This is a genomic window from Sphingobium sp. BHU LFT2 (assembly GCF_018604485.1).
GTDB lineage: Bacteria > Pseudomonadota > Alphaproteobacteria > Sphingomonadales > Sphingomonadaceae > Sphingobium > Sphingobium yanoikuyae_A.
In genome coordinates, this window is sequence record NZ_JAFCGW010000011.1 from 98,428 (window position 1) to 115,005 (window position 16,578).

At 65.3% G+C, this 16,578-nt stretch carries 12 protein-coding genes and 1 tRNA gene; 8 read left to right on the forward strand and 5 right to left on the reverse strand.

Annotation, left to right across the window (positions count from 1 at the left end; translation table 11 throughout):
- The first annotated feature begins 72 nt into the window (after positions 1–72).
- Positions 73–459 carry an endonuclease domain-containing protein gene (locus tag JQK15_RS18700; RefSeq protein ID WP_214866821.1) on the forward strand — a complete coding sequence of 129 codons (387 nt, stop codon included), beginning with the start codon at positions 73–75 and terminating at the stop codon, positions 457–459.
- 14 nt (positions 460–473) lie between these two features.
- On the opposite strand, the gene recG is transcribed toward JQK15_RS18700, so the two are convergent.
- Positions 474–2,537 carry an ATP-dependent DNA helicase RecG gene (gene recG, locus JQK15_RS18705; protein WP_214866823.1) on the reverse strand — a complete coding sequence of 688 codons (2,064 nt, stop codon included), beginning with the start codon at positions 2,535–2,537 and terminating at the stop codon, positions 474–476.
- An 87-nt stretch (positions 2,538–2,624) separates the two neighbouring features.
- Between recG and JQK15_RS18710 the strand changes: the two genes are divergently transcribed.
- The gene (locus tag JQK15_RS18710; RefSeq protein ID WP_214866825.1) at positions 2,625–2,891 is read left to right on the forward strand and encodes an FAD assembly factor SdhE; all 267 of its coding nucleotides are present in this window, start codon (positions 2,625–2,627) and stop codon (positions 2,889–2,891) included.
- A gap of 138 nt (positions 2,892–3,029) precedes the next feature.
- The gene (gene mfd / locus JQK15_RS18715) at positions 3,030–6,506 is read left to right on the forward strand and encodes a transcription-repair coupling factor (RefSeq protein WP_214866827.1); all 3,477 of its coding nucleotides are present in this window, start codon (positions 3,030–3,032) and stop codon (positions 6,504–6,506) included.
- A 412-nt stretch (positions 6,507–6,918) separates the two neighbouring features.
- Here the strand turns inward: mfd and JQK15_RS18720 are convergent, their stop codons facing one another.
- The gene (locus JQK15_RS18720; protein WP_214866829.1) at positions 6,919–7,248 is read right to left on the reverse strand and encodes a DUF2322 family protein; all 330 of its coding nucleotides are present in this window, start codon (positions 7,246–7,248) and stop codon (positions 6,919–6,921) included.
- Between the two features lie 114 nt (positions 7,249–7,362).
- A complete protein-coding gene (locus tag JQK15_RS18725) occupies positions 7,363–8,499 on the reverse strand; it encodes a tetratricopeptide repeat protein (protein ID WP_214866831.1) in 1,137 nt (378 codons plus the stop codon).
- Positions 8,500–8,985: 486 nt separating this feature from the next.
- Here JQK15_RS18725 and JQK15_RS18730 point away from each other — a divergent pair, with 486 nt between their 5' ends.
- Together JQK15_RS18730 and JQK15_RS18735 are read left to right on the forward strand one after the other, a co-directional pair.
- Positions 8,986–9,393 carry a hypothetical protein gene (locus JQK15_RS18730; protein ID WP_069337264.1) on the forward strand — a complete coding sequence of 136 codons (408 nt, stop codon included), beginning with the start codon at positions 8,986–8,988 and terminating at the stop codon, positions 9,391–9,393.
- Entirely contained in the window at positions 9,380–10,117 is a 738-nt protein-coding gene (locus JQK15_RS18735) for a TorF family putative porin (RefSeq protein WP_214866833.1), read from the forward strand. The genes JQK15_RS18730 and JQK15_RS18735 overlap by 14 nt, the downstream gene beginning before the upstream one ends.
- On the opposite strand, the gene JQK15_RS18740 is transcribed toward JQK15_RS18735, so the two are convergent.
- Positions 10,106–12,118 carry a putative bifunctional diguanylate cyclase/phosphodiesterase gene (locus tag JQK15_RS18740; RefSeq protein WP_214866835.1) on the reverse strand — a complete coding sequence of 671 codons (2,013 nt, stop codon included), beginning with the start codon at positions 12,116–12,118 and terminating at the stop codon, positions 10,106–10,108. The two genes, JQK15_RS18735 and JQK15_RS18740, sit on opposite strands and share 12 nt — an antisense overlap.
- Before the next feature lie 121 nt (positions 12,119–12,239).
- On the opposite strand from JQK15_RS18740, the gene moaA reads away from it, so the two are divergent.
- The 3 genes from moaA to JQK15_RS18755 all read left to right on the forward strand — a co-directional run bounded on the left by moaA (position 12,240) and on the right by JQK15_RS18755 (position 14,177).
- Complete coding sequence (gene moaA, locus JQK15_RS18745) at positions 12,240–13,253, forward strand: GTP 3',8-cyclase MoaA (RefSeq protein ID WP_214866837.1); 1,014 nt, start codon at positions 12,240–12,242, stop codon at positions 13,251–13,253.
- On the forward strand, positions 13,250–14,026 hold the full coding sequence (locus JQK15_RS18750) for an NAD kinase (RefSeq protein WP_004207502.1): 777 nt from the start codon (positions 13,250–13,252) through the stop codon (positions 14,024–14,026). Before moaA ends, JQK15_RS18750 begins: the two co-directional genes overlap by 4 nt.
- A gap of 76 nt (positions 14,027–14,102) precedes the next feature.
- A tRNA-Asn gene (locus JQK15_RS18755) sits at positions 14,103–14,177 on the forward strand.
- A 103-nt stretch (positions 14,178–14,280) separates the two neighbouring features.
- Here the strand turns inward: JQK15_RS18755 and JQK15_RS18760 are convergent.
- Complete coding sequence (locus tag JQK15_RS18760) at positions 14,281–16,401, reverse strand: TonB-dependent siderophore receptor (RefSeq protein ID WP_214866839.1); 2,121 nt, start codon at positions 16,399–16,401, stop codon at positions 14,281–14,283.
- Between the last annotated feature and the right edge of the window lie 177 nt (positions 16,402–16,578).

A 16,578-nucleotide genomic window follows, 5' to 3' on the forward strand; every position in this document is an offset into this window, starting at 1 on the left:
GCACTTCTAGCCCTCTCCCGTCTTCACGGGAGAGGGTTGGGTGAGGGTCTTTCTTCCTTTATGATGCGATGAATGTTCCCGGTCCGCCGCCAGATCAGTCCCCACGCAGCACGTCTAAGGCGCGACATGACCGATGCCGAGCGCATGCTATGGAGCATCTTGCGCAACCGCCAGTTGGACGGATTCAAATTTCGTCGTCAGGCAACGATCGATCCATTCGTCGTCGATTTTCTGTGCGTGGAAGCCGCATTGGCCGTGGAGCTTGATGGCGGCCAGCATGATGAAGATCGCGATCGCCGTCGCACTGTCTATCTGGAGGCGCGCAGCTTGCACATCCTCCGCTTCTGGAATCATGATGTAGTAGAAGATATCGAGGGCGTTGCAGACGCCATTCGATCAGCGCTTTCGAAAAAGAAGACCCTCACCCAACCCTCTCCCGCGAAAGCGGGAGAGGGCTAAGACGACAAGCCTCTTCACCCCCCGCGCAGCAACCCGACCGCAGCATCCTTCTCGAACAGATAGAGGCAGGTGCGCGCCGCCTGTCCCCGTTCGCTGTCCAGCCCGCCATCGCGGTCGATCAGCAGATGGGCGTCGTCGCGCGCGGCGTCCACCAATGCCGACACATGTTCGGGCGTCGCGATCTTCAGCTCCGCCTCACCCGACTGGCGCGTGCCCAGCACCTCGCCCGCACCGCGCAGCTTCAAATCCTCCTCGGCGATCCGGAAGCCGTCATTGGTCTCGCGCATCAGCGCCAGCCGCGCCCGCGACGTCTCGCCCAGCGCATTGCCGCGCAGCAACAGGCAGACCGACGACTTGTCGCCCCGCCCAACCCGCCCGCGCAGCTGGTGCAATTGCGCCAGGCCAAAGCGCTCCGCCCCCTCGATCACGATCAGGCTGGAATTGGGCACGTCGACGCCGACCTCAATCACCGTGGTCGCCACCAATATCTGGGTGCGGTTGGCGGCAAAAGCCTCCATCGCCGCATCCTTGTCCGGCCCCTTCATCTTGCCATGGACCAGCCCCACCCGGTCGCCGAAGCGCTGGCGCAGCGTCTCGGCGCGCATCTCGGCCGCCGCCTGGTCACTTGTCTCGCTCTCCTCGACCAGCGGGCACACCCAATAGGCCTGTCCACCGCCCTCGACATGGCGGGCCAGCCCCTCGACCACCTCGTCCAGCCGGTTGGCCGACATCACCAGTGTCTGGATCGGCTGGCGGCCCGGCGGCATCTCGTCCAGCCGTGACACGTCCATCTCGCCATAATAGGTCAGGGTCAGCGTGCGCGGGATCGGCGTCGCCGTCATCACCAGCAAATGCGGCGATCGCTCGGCCTTGCTCGCCAGCATCATCCGCTGCGCCACGCCGAATCGATGCTGCTCGTCGATCACGGCCAAGCCCAGCGCCTTATACTGCACCTTCTCCTGAAAGATCGCGTGCGTGCCGACCAGGATGTGGATGCTGCCATCGGCCAGCCCCATCAGCGTCGCCTCGCGCACCTTGCCCTTTTCACGGCCCGTCAGGATCGAGATCTCGATCGGCAGCCCCGACGCCATCTTGCGCAGCGTCTCATAATGTTGCCGCGCCAATATTTCGGTCGGCGCCAGCATTGCCCCCTGCATCCCGGCCTCGACCGCGTTCAGCAGCGCCATCAGCGCCACCAGCGTCTTGCCCGATCCGACATCGCCCTGCAGCAGCCGCAACATCGGCGTCGCCTGCGCCATGTCGCCCTCGATCTCGCCGATCGCGCGGCGCTGGGCACCGGTCGGGGCGAAAGGCAGCTTCAGCATCGCGCGCAGCCGCCCATCGCCGTTGATCGGCACGCCGCGTCGCCGCCGCGACGATTGCCGCACCAGCATCAGCGCCAGCTGCCCGGCGAAAATCTCGTCATAGGCCAGCCGCTCGCGCGCCTGCGCGTCGGTCGGGTCGGCATGGAAACGCTCCAACGCCGCGCGCCAGGCCGGCCAGCCCTTGCTCGCCAGCAGGCTCGGCTCGATCCATTCGGGCAGTTCGGGCGCACGGGCCAGCGCCTGCCCCACCAGGTCGCGCATCCGGTTGTTGGTCAGCCCTTCCGACAGGCCATAGACACTTTCGCGCGCCGGCACGGTGTCGGCCTCCTCGGGCGGCAGGACATAGTCGGGATGGACCATCTGGAGGTTGTCGCCATAGGCCTCCAGCTTGCCCGACACGAACTTGGGTTCATTCAAGGGCAACAGCTTGCGCGGCCAGGCGCTGTTGCGGCCGAAATAGACGAGCGAGACGGCGTTGCCATGGGCGTCCGCCGCCTGCACCCGGAACGGCGCGCGCGCATTGCCGCTGGCGCGATAATCGACCGGGGTCAGCATGATGCCGATGACCTTGCCGGCGTCCGCCATGTCCAGTTCGTCGATCAGTTTCCGATCGACATAATTGACCGGCAGGTGAAAGGCGACATCGACCGCCCGCGCCAGCCCCAGCCGTTCGAGCGGACGGGCCAGCGCCGGGCCAATGCCCTTGAGCGCGGAGATTTCGGCAAAGAGCGGATTGAGAATATCGGGTCGCATGGCTATCTGAGGCTTCTCTAACGCAGCCGGGACGGTCATTCAAATATCCGATCGGCTGTTTCGGCACGTCCGTTAAAGGAACAAATTGTGAACGACAACCCGCTGATGCGTCGCCTGAAATTCCGCGCCTGGCACCGGGGCACGCGCGAGGCGGATTATACGGTCGGCGGCTTCTTCGAACGCTATCATGCGAGCTGGAACGACGAGCAGATCGCCTGGTTCGAGCGCTTCATGGACGAGCAGGATGCCGACATCATCGGCTGGGCGCTCGGCACCATCGCCGTGCCGGACGAATGGAAGGGCCCGATGATGGACCAGTTCCTGAAACTCGATTTCGTCAAGATCAAGAACTGAACATTCCTCCCCTGCAAGGGGAGGGGGACCACGAAGTGGTGGAGGGGTATCCCCCTCTCGATAGGGTGACACCCCTCCGTCAGGCCTTCGGCCAGCCACCTCCCCTTAGAGGGGAGGATTTTTGAAGATGATGGACCCATGACCGATCTCCAGAAAATCCTGAAGGCGAAGGCGCCGCTCACTCTGTCCGGCGTGCCGGCTGGCTTCCAGCCCTGGCTGCTGGCGGACATTGCCCGCGCTGCCCATGGTTCGGATGCGGCCCGCGCCGTCTTCGTCGCCTCGGACGAGCAATTGATGCGCGCGGTCGCCGACACCTCCCATTATTTCGCGCCAGAGATCGAGCTCATCGAAATCCCTGCCTGGGACTGCCTGCCCTATGACCGGGCCAGCCCCTCGCTGCGCACCGCGTCGGCGCGCCTCGCCGGCCTTCATGCGCTTCAGGCAAAGCCTAAAGGGCCGCAACTGGTCCTCACCACCCTCAACGCCCTGACCCAGCGCACCCTCACCCCGTTCCGCGTCCGCCAGCTGGTCGCGCGCCTCGCGCCCAAGGAGCGGATCGCGATCACGCGCCTTGCCGACATGCTGCAATCCAACGGCTATGTCCGCACCGACACCGTCCATGATCGCGGCGAGTTCGCCATTCGCGGCGGCATCGTCGACCTGTTCCCCGGCGGCGAGGACCAGCCGTTGCGGCTCGACTTCTTCGGCGACGAGATCGAGACGGTGCGCCGCTTCGACCCCACCGACCAGCGCACCACCGGCAGCGTCGACGGCTTCACCCTGCTCCCCGCGTCCGAAGCGCTGCTCGACGAAGACACGATCAAGCGCTTCCGTGGCCGCTATCGCGAAACCTTCGGCGCGACCGCGACCGGCGACCCGCTCTATCAGGCGGTGAGCGAGGGCCGGCGCCTCGCCGGCATGGAACATTGGCTGCCTTTGTTCGAGGAAAAGCTGGTTCCGCTGACCGAGCATCTGGGCGATGACGCGATCATCGTCCGCGACCATGGCGTGGTCGGCGCGGCCGAGGCCCGGTTCGAGGCGATCCGCGACTATCATGCCAACCGCATCGCTGCGAAATCGGCCGATCCCGGTGCCTATCGCCCGCTCGCGCCGCACGCGCTCTATCTCGACGCCGCCGAGTGGGATGCCGCCGCCGCCAGCTGGCCGATGCACGCCACCACCCCCTTCCACGAGCCCGAGAGCGCCACCGTCCTCGACTTCGCCGTCGACGGCCCGCGCGACTTCGCGCCCGAACGCGCGCAGAACGTCAATGTCTATGAGGCGGTCGGCAAGCATATCGACGCCCTGCGCCGCACCAAGAAGAAGGTGGTGATCGCCAGCTATTCGGCCGGCGCGCGCGAGCGCCTGTCGGGCCTGCTCGCCGATCATGGCGTCGCCCGCCTCGCTGCCGCCGACAGCTGGCAGGAAGCACTCGGCACCGCGGCCGGCGGCAGCGCCGTCCTCACCGTCCTCGGCCTCGACCATGGCTTCACCGCGCCCGACGTCGCCGTCCTCACCGAACAGGATATGCTGGGTGATCGCCTGGTCCGCCGCGCCAAGCGCAAGAAGAGCGCCGACGCCTTCCTCGCCGAACTCGCCACCCTCTCGCCCGGCGACCTCGTCGTCCATATGGACCATGGCATCGGCCGCTATGAGGGGCTGACGCAGATCCCGGTCAGCAAGACCGCGCATGACTGCGTCGCCCTCTCCTATGCCGGCGGCGACAAGCTCTATGTCCCGGTCGAAAATCTCGAAGTCCTCTCGCGCTACGGTTCCGACAGCGAGGGCGTGAGCCTCGACAAGCTGGGCGGCGAGGCCTGGCAGCGGCGCAAGGCGCGGATGAAGGAGCGAATCCGCGAGATTGCGGGCGAACTGCTCAAGACCGCCGCCGAACGCGCCCTGCGCCCGGCCGAGATCGCCGAACCCGATGCCGCCGGCTATCCCGCCTTCGTCGACCGCTTCCCCTATCAGGAAACCGACGATCAGGACCGCGCGATCGGCGATGTCATCGAGGATCTGGGCGCCGGCCGCCCGATGGACCGCCTGGTCTGCGGCGATGTCGGCTTCGGCAAGACGGAGGTCGCGCTGCGCGCCGCCTTCGTCGCCGCCATGGCCGGCATGCAGGTGGTGGTGATCTGCCCCACCACCCTGCTTGCACGCCAGCATCACATGAATTTCGTCGAGCGCTTCCGCGGCTTCCCGCTGGAAATCGCCCGCCTCTCCCGCCTCGTCCCCGACAAGGAGGCCAAGGCGACCAAGGCGGGGCTCGCCGACGGCACGATCGACATCGTCGTGGGCACCCACGCCCTGCTCGCCAAGGGGTTGGAGTTCAAGCGCCTCGGCCTCGTCATCGTCGACGAGGAACAGCGCTTCGGCGTCACCCACAAGGAACGGCTGAAGTCCCTGAAAACCGACGTCCATGTCCTCACCCTCACCGCCACGCCCATCCCGCGCACGCTCCAGATGGCGATGTCGGGCCTGCGCGAACTCTCGGTCATCCAGACCCCGCCGGTCGATCGCCTGGCGGTGCGCACCTACATCATGCCCTGGGACGGCGTCGTCATCCGCGAGGCGCTGCTGCGCGAACATTATCGCGGCGGCCAGAGCTTCTTCGTGGTGCCGCGCATCTCGGACCTCACAGAGGTCGAGGAATTCCTGCGCACCGAAGTGCCGGAGGTGAAGCCGATCGTCGCCCATGGCCAGATGAGCGCCACCGATGTCGAGGAACGCATGTCCGCCTTCTACGACAAGCGCTATGACGTGCTGCTCTCCACCACCATCGTCGAATCCGGCCTCGACATTCCCAGCGCCAACACGCTCATCATCCACCGCGCCGACCGCTTCGGCCTTGCCCAGCTCTACCAGCTGCGCGGTCGCGTCGGCCGGTCGAAGACGCGCGCCTATGCCTATTTCACCACGCCCGCCAACCGCATCATCACCGAAACCGCGGAAAAGCGGCTGAAGGTTCTGTCCGATCTCGATACGCTGGGCGCCGGCTTCCAGCTCGCCAGCCATGATCTCGACATTCGCGGCGCCGGCAACCTCGTCGGCGACGAACAGTCGGGTCATATCAAGGAAGTCGGCTTCGAACTCTACCAGTCGATGCTGGAGGACGCGATCATGGACGCCAAGGCCGGCGGCGCCGGCCTCGAAGCGCGCCGTGACAGCTTCTCGCCCCAGATCAGCGTCGACGCGCCGATCATGATCCCGGAAGAATTCGTGCCGGATCTCGACCTGCGCATGGGTCTCTATCGCCGCATCAACGAGCTGGAGGATCGCCAGGGTCTGGAGGCCTTCGCCGCCGAGCTGATCGACCGCTTCGGCAAGCTGCCCGCGCCGACCCAGAACCTGCTCAAGATCATCGAGATCAAGCAGAATTGCCTCAAGGCCAATATCGCCAAGATCGATGTCGGGCCAAAGGGCGCGCTGGTCAGCTTCTTCGAGGATCGCTTCCCCAACCCCGCAGGTCTGGTCGCCTATGTCCAGCGCCTCGACGGCGTCGCCCGCCTGCGCCCGGACAGCAAGGTCGTCGTCACCCGCGCCTGGCCCGACCCCGCCGCCCGCCTCAACGGCGCGCTGCAACTGTCGAAAGGGCTGGCCAAGGCGGCAGGGTAAGCCGCATCCTGCCCCCACCCTGCGGGGAGAAAACGACCAGAAGCTGACGTTTCCAGTTCCTCCCCAAGCTTGCTTGGGGAGGTGGCAGGGCGAAGCGCTGACGGAGGGGCAGGTGCCTCTTAGCGATGCGCTATCCGGCCTGTGCCCCTCCACCACTCGCTACGCGAGCGGTCCCCCTCCCCGTGCCGGGGAGGAATGTCTTGTTCCCACCCATCCCGGCCATTGCCAATTACCCTCTCCCGTTCACGGGAGAGGAGGGGCCCGCGCCGCAGGCGTGGGAGGGTGAGGGTGAGGGTCTTTCGGATCAGTCTGTCCTCATCCGATTTCGCCCGCCCGACTTGGCAGGCACTGCGTCATGCCCCGACAGCGGCAAAAGAAATGGCGCATCAAGGAAATGATTTACCCGCCTTGTTCAGCCCGCGACCACCCCGATCGCCAGCGCGTCGCCACCGTCCACGATCGCGATCAGCCGGTCGACATTGGGGTGCGCACCCGGCCGGTTGCGGGCATCGGCCGTATGTTCGGCAAACACCGCCAGCCCATGCTCGGCCGCCGCCGCGTCCAGCGTGCCAAACACCTTCTGCAAATAGGCATAGACCGCCAGCGATCCCTGCTTGCCCGGCTGGTTCTCGATGCTGGCGACGACCGTGCCGCTCGCATCCTTCAGACCGATACGGGCGATGCCGTCGATCGGCGGCAGCAGCTGGAGATTGTCCTTGAACGTCGCACCCGGTTGAATCATCGCTGGTTTCCCGCCTCAAATTTGGAATGAGCCTGTGCCCCTAGGGCCTGATCCCTTGCGGCGGAAGAGTCTTGCGCTTTTGCTCGGTCCGACACGCAGCCCTGAGCGCCCACCTCACCCGCCCGCAGGCGGCATCGCGGCTTCCGATGCGGTCAGGTCCAGCACTTCGAAACCGGGCGCCGGCACCCGGCGCCGGATGAGCGATCCGACCTTGTTCGTATATTGATATTTGGGTGTTACCCGTTCGATCCGGTAGCTGCCCGGCACATCCGCCTCCCCCGCCTCCCCGCGTGCGGCATAACGCCGCCCCGTGATCTGGCGCAGGATCGCAGGCGCCCAGCCGGACGTGCGCGAACCCCGCAATATTTCAGCATCCTCGGTCCGTCCGTCGGGCCGGATCCAGAAACCGACATCGATCCACTGGATCGCCGCGATATCCGTGCTGCCGCCCGGCCGCACCGCTATGCCATTGAGATCTTGCGCCCGCCCGATGTCGACAGCGTCTGTGCTGGCCGGATAGGGCGGCTGCCAGACCAGGATCGGCACCGCACCCTGCTCCGCGCCGATCGCCTCGGCCAGGCGGGTGATCGCCGCGTCATCCCCATCGCGCACCGCGAGCCGCAGCCGCAGCACGCGCAGGGCGGTACGATATCCCGGCTGCTGCGCGATCGGCCGCTGCTCCAGTTCGTCCAGCATCCTTGCCGCCTCGCGCCGCTCACCCTGCGCCGCCGCCAGCCAGGCCCGCTTCATCCCCGCCATGATCGCCGGATGGGCTCGCCCCTGCGCCAGCGCCTGATCCTCGATCCCGCGATAGGTCGCTGCCGCCTGTCGATAATTGCCCAGCTTGATCCACATGTCGCCCAATGCGGTGGAGGCCGCCAGCACCGCCACATCGTCCGCCGGCAGATTGTCGCGCAGCGTCTTCACCTGCCCCGCCACGGCCCGGCGATAGGCATTCTGGTCGCCCTCATGCAGCGCCACCGTCGCCATCGCTTCATAAATGGCCGCGACCGGCCGGGGCGCTTCGCCCCCTTTGTCTTTGTTGCGGCGGATCGCCGCCGCCAGCAGATACTTGGCCTTCAGATAGTCGCCATCGCGAAAGCGCTGCTCGGCCAGCGCGATCGTCGCCTGCGCATCGCGCAGTGGCGTGCAATCGCCATGCACACATTTGGCCTGTTCCTCGACCAGCCGCTGGCCGGTGACGATGATCTCGGGCGATGCGGCCTGCAATAGCAGCAGAAGGGCGAGCATGATGGTTTTCCTCCCTTGTCCCCAACACATAGTGTCGGATCATCATGGGCCTGCCAATCCCCATGCCAGTTCCCGATGGGGAGCCGCGGCTTTCCTATTTGGATTTTCCCTGCTCTATCCTGTCGGATGAAACAGCACACGCCCATCGCCTTGCCCGCATTACCGACCCGGTCCCGCCACCCCCGCAACACGCCAGATCATCGCCCATGATCGTCGCTTTGCTGTCGCCTCACTGTCGCGTCGCAGCTGCGTTACAGGCGCGCCACTGTCGCTTCGTCGGCGCGTGACTGTCGCCTTCTCGGGCAAAAACGCCCAAATGCGCACGACATCGACACTATGTACTTTCAACTGTCGCGTCGGCTGCCTCCCCATCCGACCTTCATGTCGCCATTCGTCATCAACCGGAAAAGAAGCAGCAACAGTAGAAACCTACATGCCTTCGTGACGACCGGGCAACAAAGCGCGGCGTCACAGCAGGAGAATGAAATGAGTTTGATCCTTATGGCGCTCGCCGCCGCCGCGACCCACAATGTGTCGGTCGAGCATCATGGCAATCAGGTCGGCGCCACCTACACCGCCCGTGCCGACATCCGCACAAAGACCATCGGCGCCAGGACGCCCAACCGCATGGACAATCAGCGCTGCCAGTGGACCGCGACGATCGTCGTCGACCGCAAGCTGGACCATGGCCCGGCGCTGGCGCGTACCGTGTCGAGCGACAAGCGCTTTTCGGGTAGCGAGGCTGGCGCCTGCACGACCGGCCGTCAGTCGGGCGAACGCAACATGGCCCAGTATCAGGACAAGATCGAAGCGCACCTGATCGCCGTGGCAGAAGCCGATCGCGCGCCGCTGCTGGCCGAACTGGACTCGGTGCGCAATCTTGCGTCGAACTGATCGGACCATCGGCCTGGCATGGCTGGGCGGGTTTGGCCTCGCCCTCCATGCCGTACCGGCCGCCGCCCAATATGCCAGCGGCCCCAGCGCCACGGTCGAGGTCGCCAGCGACGAGCGCCGCCGCGGCCTCAGCTGGAGCGACGGTGATCCGGTGCTGCGCGGCAGCGTGTCCGTGCCGGTCGCGCAGGGCCTGTCGCTCGATGGCACCGCGACCAGCCTCTGGGGCAGCGATCGCCATGGCGGCGCCGACGCCGTGATCGACCTTGGCCCTTCCTATGTCCATCAACTGGGCGGCTGGCGGCTGTCGCTCGACGCGCGCTACCATCTCTTCCCCGGCGCCGATCATCAGGGCTATGGTGAATTTGGCGCCGGCGCCGGCTTCCTGATCGGTCCCGCCAGCATCGACATCGGCGCCCAATTTGCGCCGCGCCAGTCGGCGATCGGCGGCGACAATCTCTATCTGTCCTCCGCCGCCTCCTTCGCCATTCCGGGCACGCCGCTCACCGCCTCGGCACGGGTCGGCCATAGTTCCGGGTCGGATCGCGATCCGCTCGCCTCGCAACGGCTGCGGCCGGGCGGGGATTATTGGGATTATGGCGCTGCCATCGCCTGGTATCGCGGCCGCTGGTCGGCAGAACTGCGCTACAGCGACACCGACATCGACAATCGCGATGCGCGCCACGCCGGGTCGGCCCTCATCGGGAAGGTCGGCCTAACCCTGTAGCACCAGGGATATGAGTTCGGGCGTGGAGACGCCGGCCGAGCGCAGGAAGCCCTGGTAATAATCACAGCCTTCCCGTGCCAGCAGGTCGAGCTGCTGCTCCGTCTCCACCCCTTCGGCGATGACGTTGAGGCCCAGCGACTTCGCCATATGGATCACCCCGCGCACGATGATCCGATCGCGCGCCGACCCGGCGATATCCTGGGCCAGGCTGGAGTCGATCTTCAGATAATCGAGCGGCAGGCCCTTGAGGTAAGCCAGGCTCGAATAGCCGGTGCCGAAATCGTCGATCGCCACCGCCAACCCTTCGGACCGCAGCGCCGTCAGCAGCGCCGCCGCCGCGTCGACATCCTGGATCAGCCCGCTTTCGGTAATCTCCACCGTCAGCCGCGACCGGGGAAAGCCACTGCGATCCACCTGGCCCAGGAAATCAGCCATGAACCCCGGCTGCGAAATATCCGCCGCCGTGACGTTGATCGACAGGCGCAGATTGGACAGCGCGCTCGGCCATGCCGCCGCCTGCCGCAAGGCCTCGGCCTGGATATGCGCCGACAGCGGCAGCATATAGTCGGACCGTTCTGCCGTGCCGAACAATATGCCGGCCCCCAGCGGACCATAGATCGGGTGGTTCCACCGCGCCAAAGCCTCGACCCCGCTGATGCGATGGTCATAGACCGGATATTGCGGCTGGAACACGATGCCGATCTCGCCCCGGTGCAGCGCCAGCCGCAGGTCGGTTTCCAGTTGGTCGGCGTCGAGCTGGCGGCTGCGCTTCTCGGCGGAAAAGATGCGAATGCCTTCGCCCCCGCCCTGTCGCGCATCGGCCAGTGCAGCCCCTGCCCGCCGCAGCAACTGGGTCGCATCATCCTCCGCCCGCGCCTGCGCGATACCGCATCGCGCAATCAAACGGATCAGATGGTCGCCCGCACTGAACGGCCGGCTGATCGCCTCGATCAACTGCCGCGCCAGATAGGTTGCCCGCTCCGCCGCCGCCGGCTCGCCAGTCAGGCCGACCAGAAATTCCGTGCCGGCGATCCGCGCGACCATCGCATGGCCCGCCACGCTGTCGACAATCTGCTCGATCCGCCGAGCGATCCGCCCGAGCAGCGCATCGCCCACCACCTGGCCATAGGCCGCATTCATGCGATCGAACTGGCTGATCGACAGCAGCACCACCGTCGTCGGCAGCCCCGACCGGCGATCCAGCCAGTCCAGCGCCGCCTGGCGCGAACGCAGCCCGGTCAGATTGTCGCGGCTCGCCACATCCTGGTCCTGCGCGTCGGACAGCCACTCCACATCCGCGGCCACCGTGCCATCGACGAAGCGCAGATGATGCACCAGCCGATTGCCCGGCCGATCCGGCACGGCATGGGCGAATGCCGCCGGACGGCCCGACTGCATCATTCCCTCCAGCGCGTTCAACACCGCCTTGCGTTCATTGCGCGCCAGTCGGTGGATCAGGGTCGATGGCGCCGGCTGCCACGCCTCTATCCCCAGATTGCGGGCCAGGCTCTCGCTCAGCCGCAGTCCTGCGCCGTCGCGGTCCATCTCCCAGTAGAGCGCGTCGCCGCGGCGGATGCGCTGCGCACGCTGGCTCTGCATCGCGCCACCGCCGAGCCGCTCGACCAGCCGCTGCGCCGATGCCAGCGTCGCCTGCAACAGGGGTTGCGTTACCGGCGCCACCAGAAAATGGGTCGCGCCGGCATCGAACAATTGCGGCAGCGTCGCGACCGCCGCCGCATCGACCAGCACCACCAGCGCGCAGCCGCCCGCATCCACCGCCGGCACCAAGGGCGCGATCAGCTTGGCCGCCGTCCCACCGCGCATGTCGACCAGCGCGATCTGGGCGTCGCTGCGCAGGAAACGTTGCGGCGCATCGGTGGCACGCCGCGCACCGATCGCGCGCCAGCCCGCCTCCTGCGCGGCACGGCACAGGGGATCGCGGTCGCCGGGCGACAGGATGAAGATGCTGCGCTGCCCGTCCGGGGCGGCCTGCCCGCTCACTCTTTTATCGACTCCCTGACAAGGCGCATGCCGCTCTTGTAACAGCAACCGGTTACCGACCTCTTCACCGCCCCGCAACCGGCCAGCTTGCGCCCGCCATGCCCATGGCCTAGCTAGGGACATGGCCATGGTCGATCCTGCCGCAACTTCCATGACCGACGGCCTTGGCCGCCGGATCGATTATCTGCGGATTTCCGTTACGGATCGATGCGACCTGCGCTGCCGCTACTGCATGGCGGAACGGATGCAGTTCCTGCCGAAAAATCAGGTTCTGACGCTGGAGGAAATCGCGCTTCTCGCCGATCTCTTCATTGCGCGCGGCGTGCGCCGCATCCGTCTGACTGGCGGCGAACCGCTGGTGCGCCGCGACATCATCGACCTGATCCGTCGAATCGGTCGTCATCTGGATGCCGGCCTTCAGGAACTGACGCTGACCACCAACGGCACGCGCCTGGCCGATCATGCAGAGGCGCTGCACGACGCCGGCGTCCGCCGTATCAATGTCAGCCTCGACAGCCTGCAGGCCGATCGCTTCGCCCATATCACCCGTGGCGGCGACCTGTCGGCCGTGCGGCGCGGACTGGATGCCGCGCGCGCGGCTGGGCTCGCGGTCAAGATCAACATGGTCGCGCTCAAGGATATCAATGCCAACGAGATTCTGCCGATGCTGCGCTGGTGCGACAGCCAGGGCTTCGACCTGACCCTGATCGAGACCATGCCGCTGGGGGAAACCGGCGAGGATCGCACCGACCATTATCTGCCGCTGTCGCATGTCGCGCAGGAGATCGACGCCCATCACGCCCTCACCCCGATCGCGGCGCGAACGGGTGGCCCGGCGCGCTATCATGATGTCGAGGGGCTGGGCATACGGCTTGGGCTCATCACCCCGCTCACCCGCAATTTCTGCGCCGACTGCAACCGGATGCGCATGACCTGCGAGGGCAAGATCTACATGTGCCTGGGCCATGACGACCATGTCGATTTCAAGGCCGCGCTGCGCAGCGGCGGCCTCGCCGCGGTCGAGCCGCTGGTCGATCGCGCACTGCGGCGCAAGCCTGCCGCCCATGATTTCCGGATCGGTGCCGGCGCTCCGACTGCGGCGGTCCAGCGACATATGAGCGTCACCGGCGGATGAACAGCGAACCCCGGCGCGCCCTCGTCGCGTCCCCGACCCAGGCTGCACGGGCAGCGGAAGAGCGGTTGCGCGCCGCCTATGATTTCGTGCCGCTGGAACAGGCGGACACGGTAATCGCGCTGGGCGGCGACGGCTTCATGCTGCAAACGCTGCACGCCATGCTGGAATCCCGCCGCATATTGCCGGTCTTCGGCATGAACCTCGGCACGGTCGGCTTCCTGATGAACGAATGGCGGCTGGAACGGCTGGAACAGCGGCTGGAGAAGGCCAAGAGCTTCAAGGTCAACCCGCTGCGCATGGTGGTCGATACGGTCGATGGCGAGCGTTTCTCCATTCCGGCGATTAACGAAGTCTCGCTGCTGCGCGAAACCCGCCAGACCGCCAAGCTGGAAGTGCAGGTCAACGATCGCCCCGTGCTGCCCGAACTGGTGTGCGACGGCGTGCTGGTCGCAACGCCCGCCGGGTCCACCGCCTATAATCTGTCCGCCCATGGCCCGATCCTGCCACTGGGGTCGGCGCTCGTCGCCCTGACCCCGATCAGCCCGTTCCGGCCGCGCCGCTGGCGTGGCGCCATCCTGCCGGAAAATACCGCGATTCGCTTCACCGTGCTCGATCCGGTCAAGCGCCCGGTCAGCGCCGTCGCCGACCAGCGCGAAGTTCGCGACGTCGCCCAGGTGGAGGTCAAGATCGACCGCGCCACTCCGCTGACTTTGTTGTTCGACCCCGAACATACGCTGGACGACCGGATCGCGGCCGAACAATTCATCGCGTAATTTTCTGCAATTTCACGCTTGCCATTTGGGACAAGCCGCTGCATATGCGCGGCCTGCCCGGCGCAAGCGGGGCTGCTCCCCGATAGCTCAGCGGTAGAGCATTCGACTGTTAATCGAATGGCCGTAGGTTCGAATCCTACTCGGGGAGCCACTATTTCAGCCCTTGGCAAGGCCGGGCTGGCTCCAAACAATCCGAAATTCAGCGCATCGCACGATTGCGGCACTCGCCAACCATGGCTGGCGAGCGCATGCCTTCAGATTCTGCCGCGCAGCGTCACCAGAATATTGCGCGGATCGCCATAGGCATCCGTCGAACCCCAGCGGATATCATAGCCGATCGCCTTGTAATAATGCTTGTCGAACAGATTGTTGACGTTGGCCTGAAGATCGAACCGGTCGCTGATCTTGTATCCCAGCATCAGGTCGGCAACGGCATAGCCCCCCTGTTCGACGCGGAAGGCGACATTGTTGAAATTGGCGCCGTTATTATCGTTGTATATGCGACTCTGCCAGTTAAGTCCGGCGCCGACACGCAGCCGGTCGAGCTTCCCCGGCAGCGTGTAGAAGGTCGACAGTTTCGCCATGTGGCGGGGCATGTCAGTGTCGAAATTCTTGCCGCCATTTTCGGGGTTGGTGTCCCGCACAAATTCGATGCTGGTATAGGTGTAGCTGAGCGAAATGTTCCAGTCGGGCGTAATCGCGCCCTGAAGCTCGGCATCAATGCCCTTGCTGCGCACCAGACCTGCAGCCGTCGAGCAACTGCTGGCCGGGAAGCTGGGACAACCGCTCTGATCGGTCGGCACGAATGCCCTATTTCGTTGGTCGATGCGGAAGAGCGCGATCGCCGCATTCAGCGCCCCGTCGAGATATTCGCCCTTGATACCCACCTCGTAGTTCTGGCCGGTGATCGGCTTCAGGATCGTCTGGCTGTCGGCGTCTACGGCAAAGCCCCTGGCCGTCTGCGGCTGGAAAATGTCGGTGAAGCTGGCATAGAAAGAATGATGACGATCGATGTCCAGGATCGCGCCGGCATAGACGGTCTTGTGGGCATCGACCTTGTAATCGCCGGTCGCAGCCGTGCGATTATCATAATCATACCAATCCAGCCGCCCGCCCAAGATGACCTTCAGCCCATCGAACGGATTGAGCCGGGTCGAGGCATAGAGACCGCCCTGGGTGATGACGTTCCGGCTGTAGGTCGTCGGCACGAAATTGGGTCGAGCACCGCTGGCCGGGTCGAAATCGAACATGTCGACATCGCCCGCGAGCAGCCCGCCCCCGCTGAAATTTTGCGTGCCTGTCGAGGTCTCGCGTCGGCTGGCACCGAATGTCAGATCATGGTCACGACCAAACAACGTGACCGGCCCGCTGGCATAGAGGTCGACACTGGCCTGATCCTCGTCATAGGCGGCCTGATAGGCGGAATGAGTGAGCGTCAGGTCGGGCCGGCGATAGACATAGGTACCGGAGAACATGGCATCCTGCCACACCTTCATGCTCGCCAGCCGGACGCTCCAGTCGTGACCGAACCGATGGGTCAGTTCGCCAAAGACAGTGTTCGACTTCTGGCTTTTGCCTTCCCAGTCATAGCTGGGTCGGGTCGAGCGCGGCAGGTCGAGATGCGCGCCGGTAGCGCTGAGCGGCAAGCCGCCCCAGAAGCTATTGAAGAAATCATCCTGATGGGTGGCGCCCACCATGAGCGTCGTATCAGGGCCGATATCATATTCGCCGATCGCATGGATCAGGCCGCGATGAATGACCTCGCCATCGCGGAAACTGCTGCTGTCCTGATAGGAGCCGATAACCCGCACCCGCAGATTGCCGGCCTGATCGACACCGCCCGACATGTCGATCTGCCCGCGATAATTGTCCCACCTGCCGGCCGATCCTTCGAGATTGAGCTGAAAGTCGCGGGTCGGGCGCTTGCGCACCAGATTGATCGCCGCCGATGGATTGCCGCTGCCGGTTACAAGGCCCGTAGCGCCGCGCACCACCTCCACCCGGTCATAGATGGCCAAATTGGCCTGACTGCCCACCACCCATCCCTGATAGCGGGACGGCAGGCCGTCATACATGATGTTGTCGATATCGAAACCGCGCGCGGTAAAGCTCGGGCGGCCGGGCCCGCTGGAATAGTTGAGGAAAAGGCCTGGCGTATTTTTCACCACGTCGGTGATGTTGGTCATCACCTGATCATCCAGTCGCTGGCGGGTGACGACGGTCACCGACTGCGGTGTCTCGCGGATCGACATGGGCAGCTTCGTCGCGGTCTTCATCGACCGGGTCGTGTAAGAGCCGGTCCCTTCGGTAGATGCGGGATCACTGGTCAGCCCATCATCAACGGCCTCCCCTTCAACCCGGACCGACCCGAGCATGACAGCCTGACCATCCTGACTGGCTTGTTCCTGCCCAAACGCAGGCACCGCCGCGGCAACGATACCGCCCCCACACAGCAACGCCCCCATCCATCTCATATGTCGCATACCAGCCCCTTTATTGCTATTGACTCGCATATGCGAATTAGGGGCTGTGATTTATGCTGTCCAGTACGG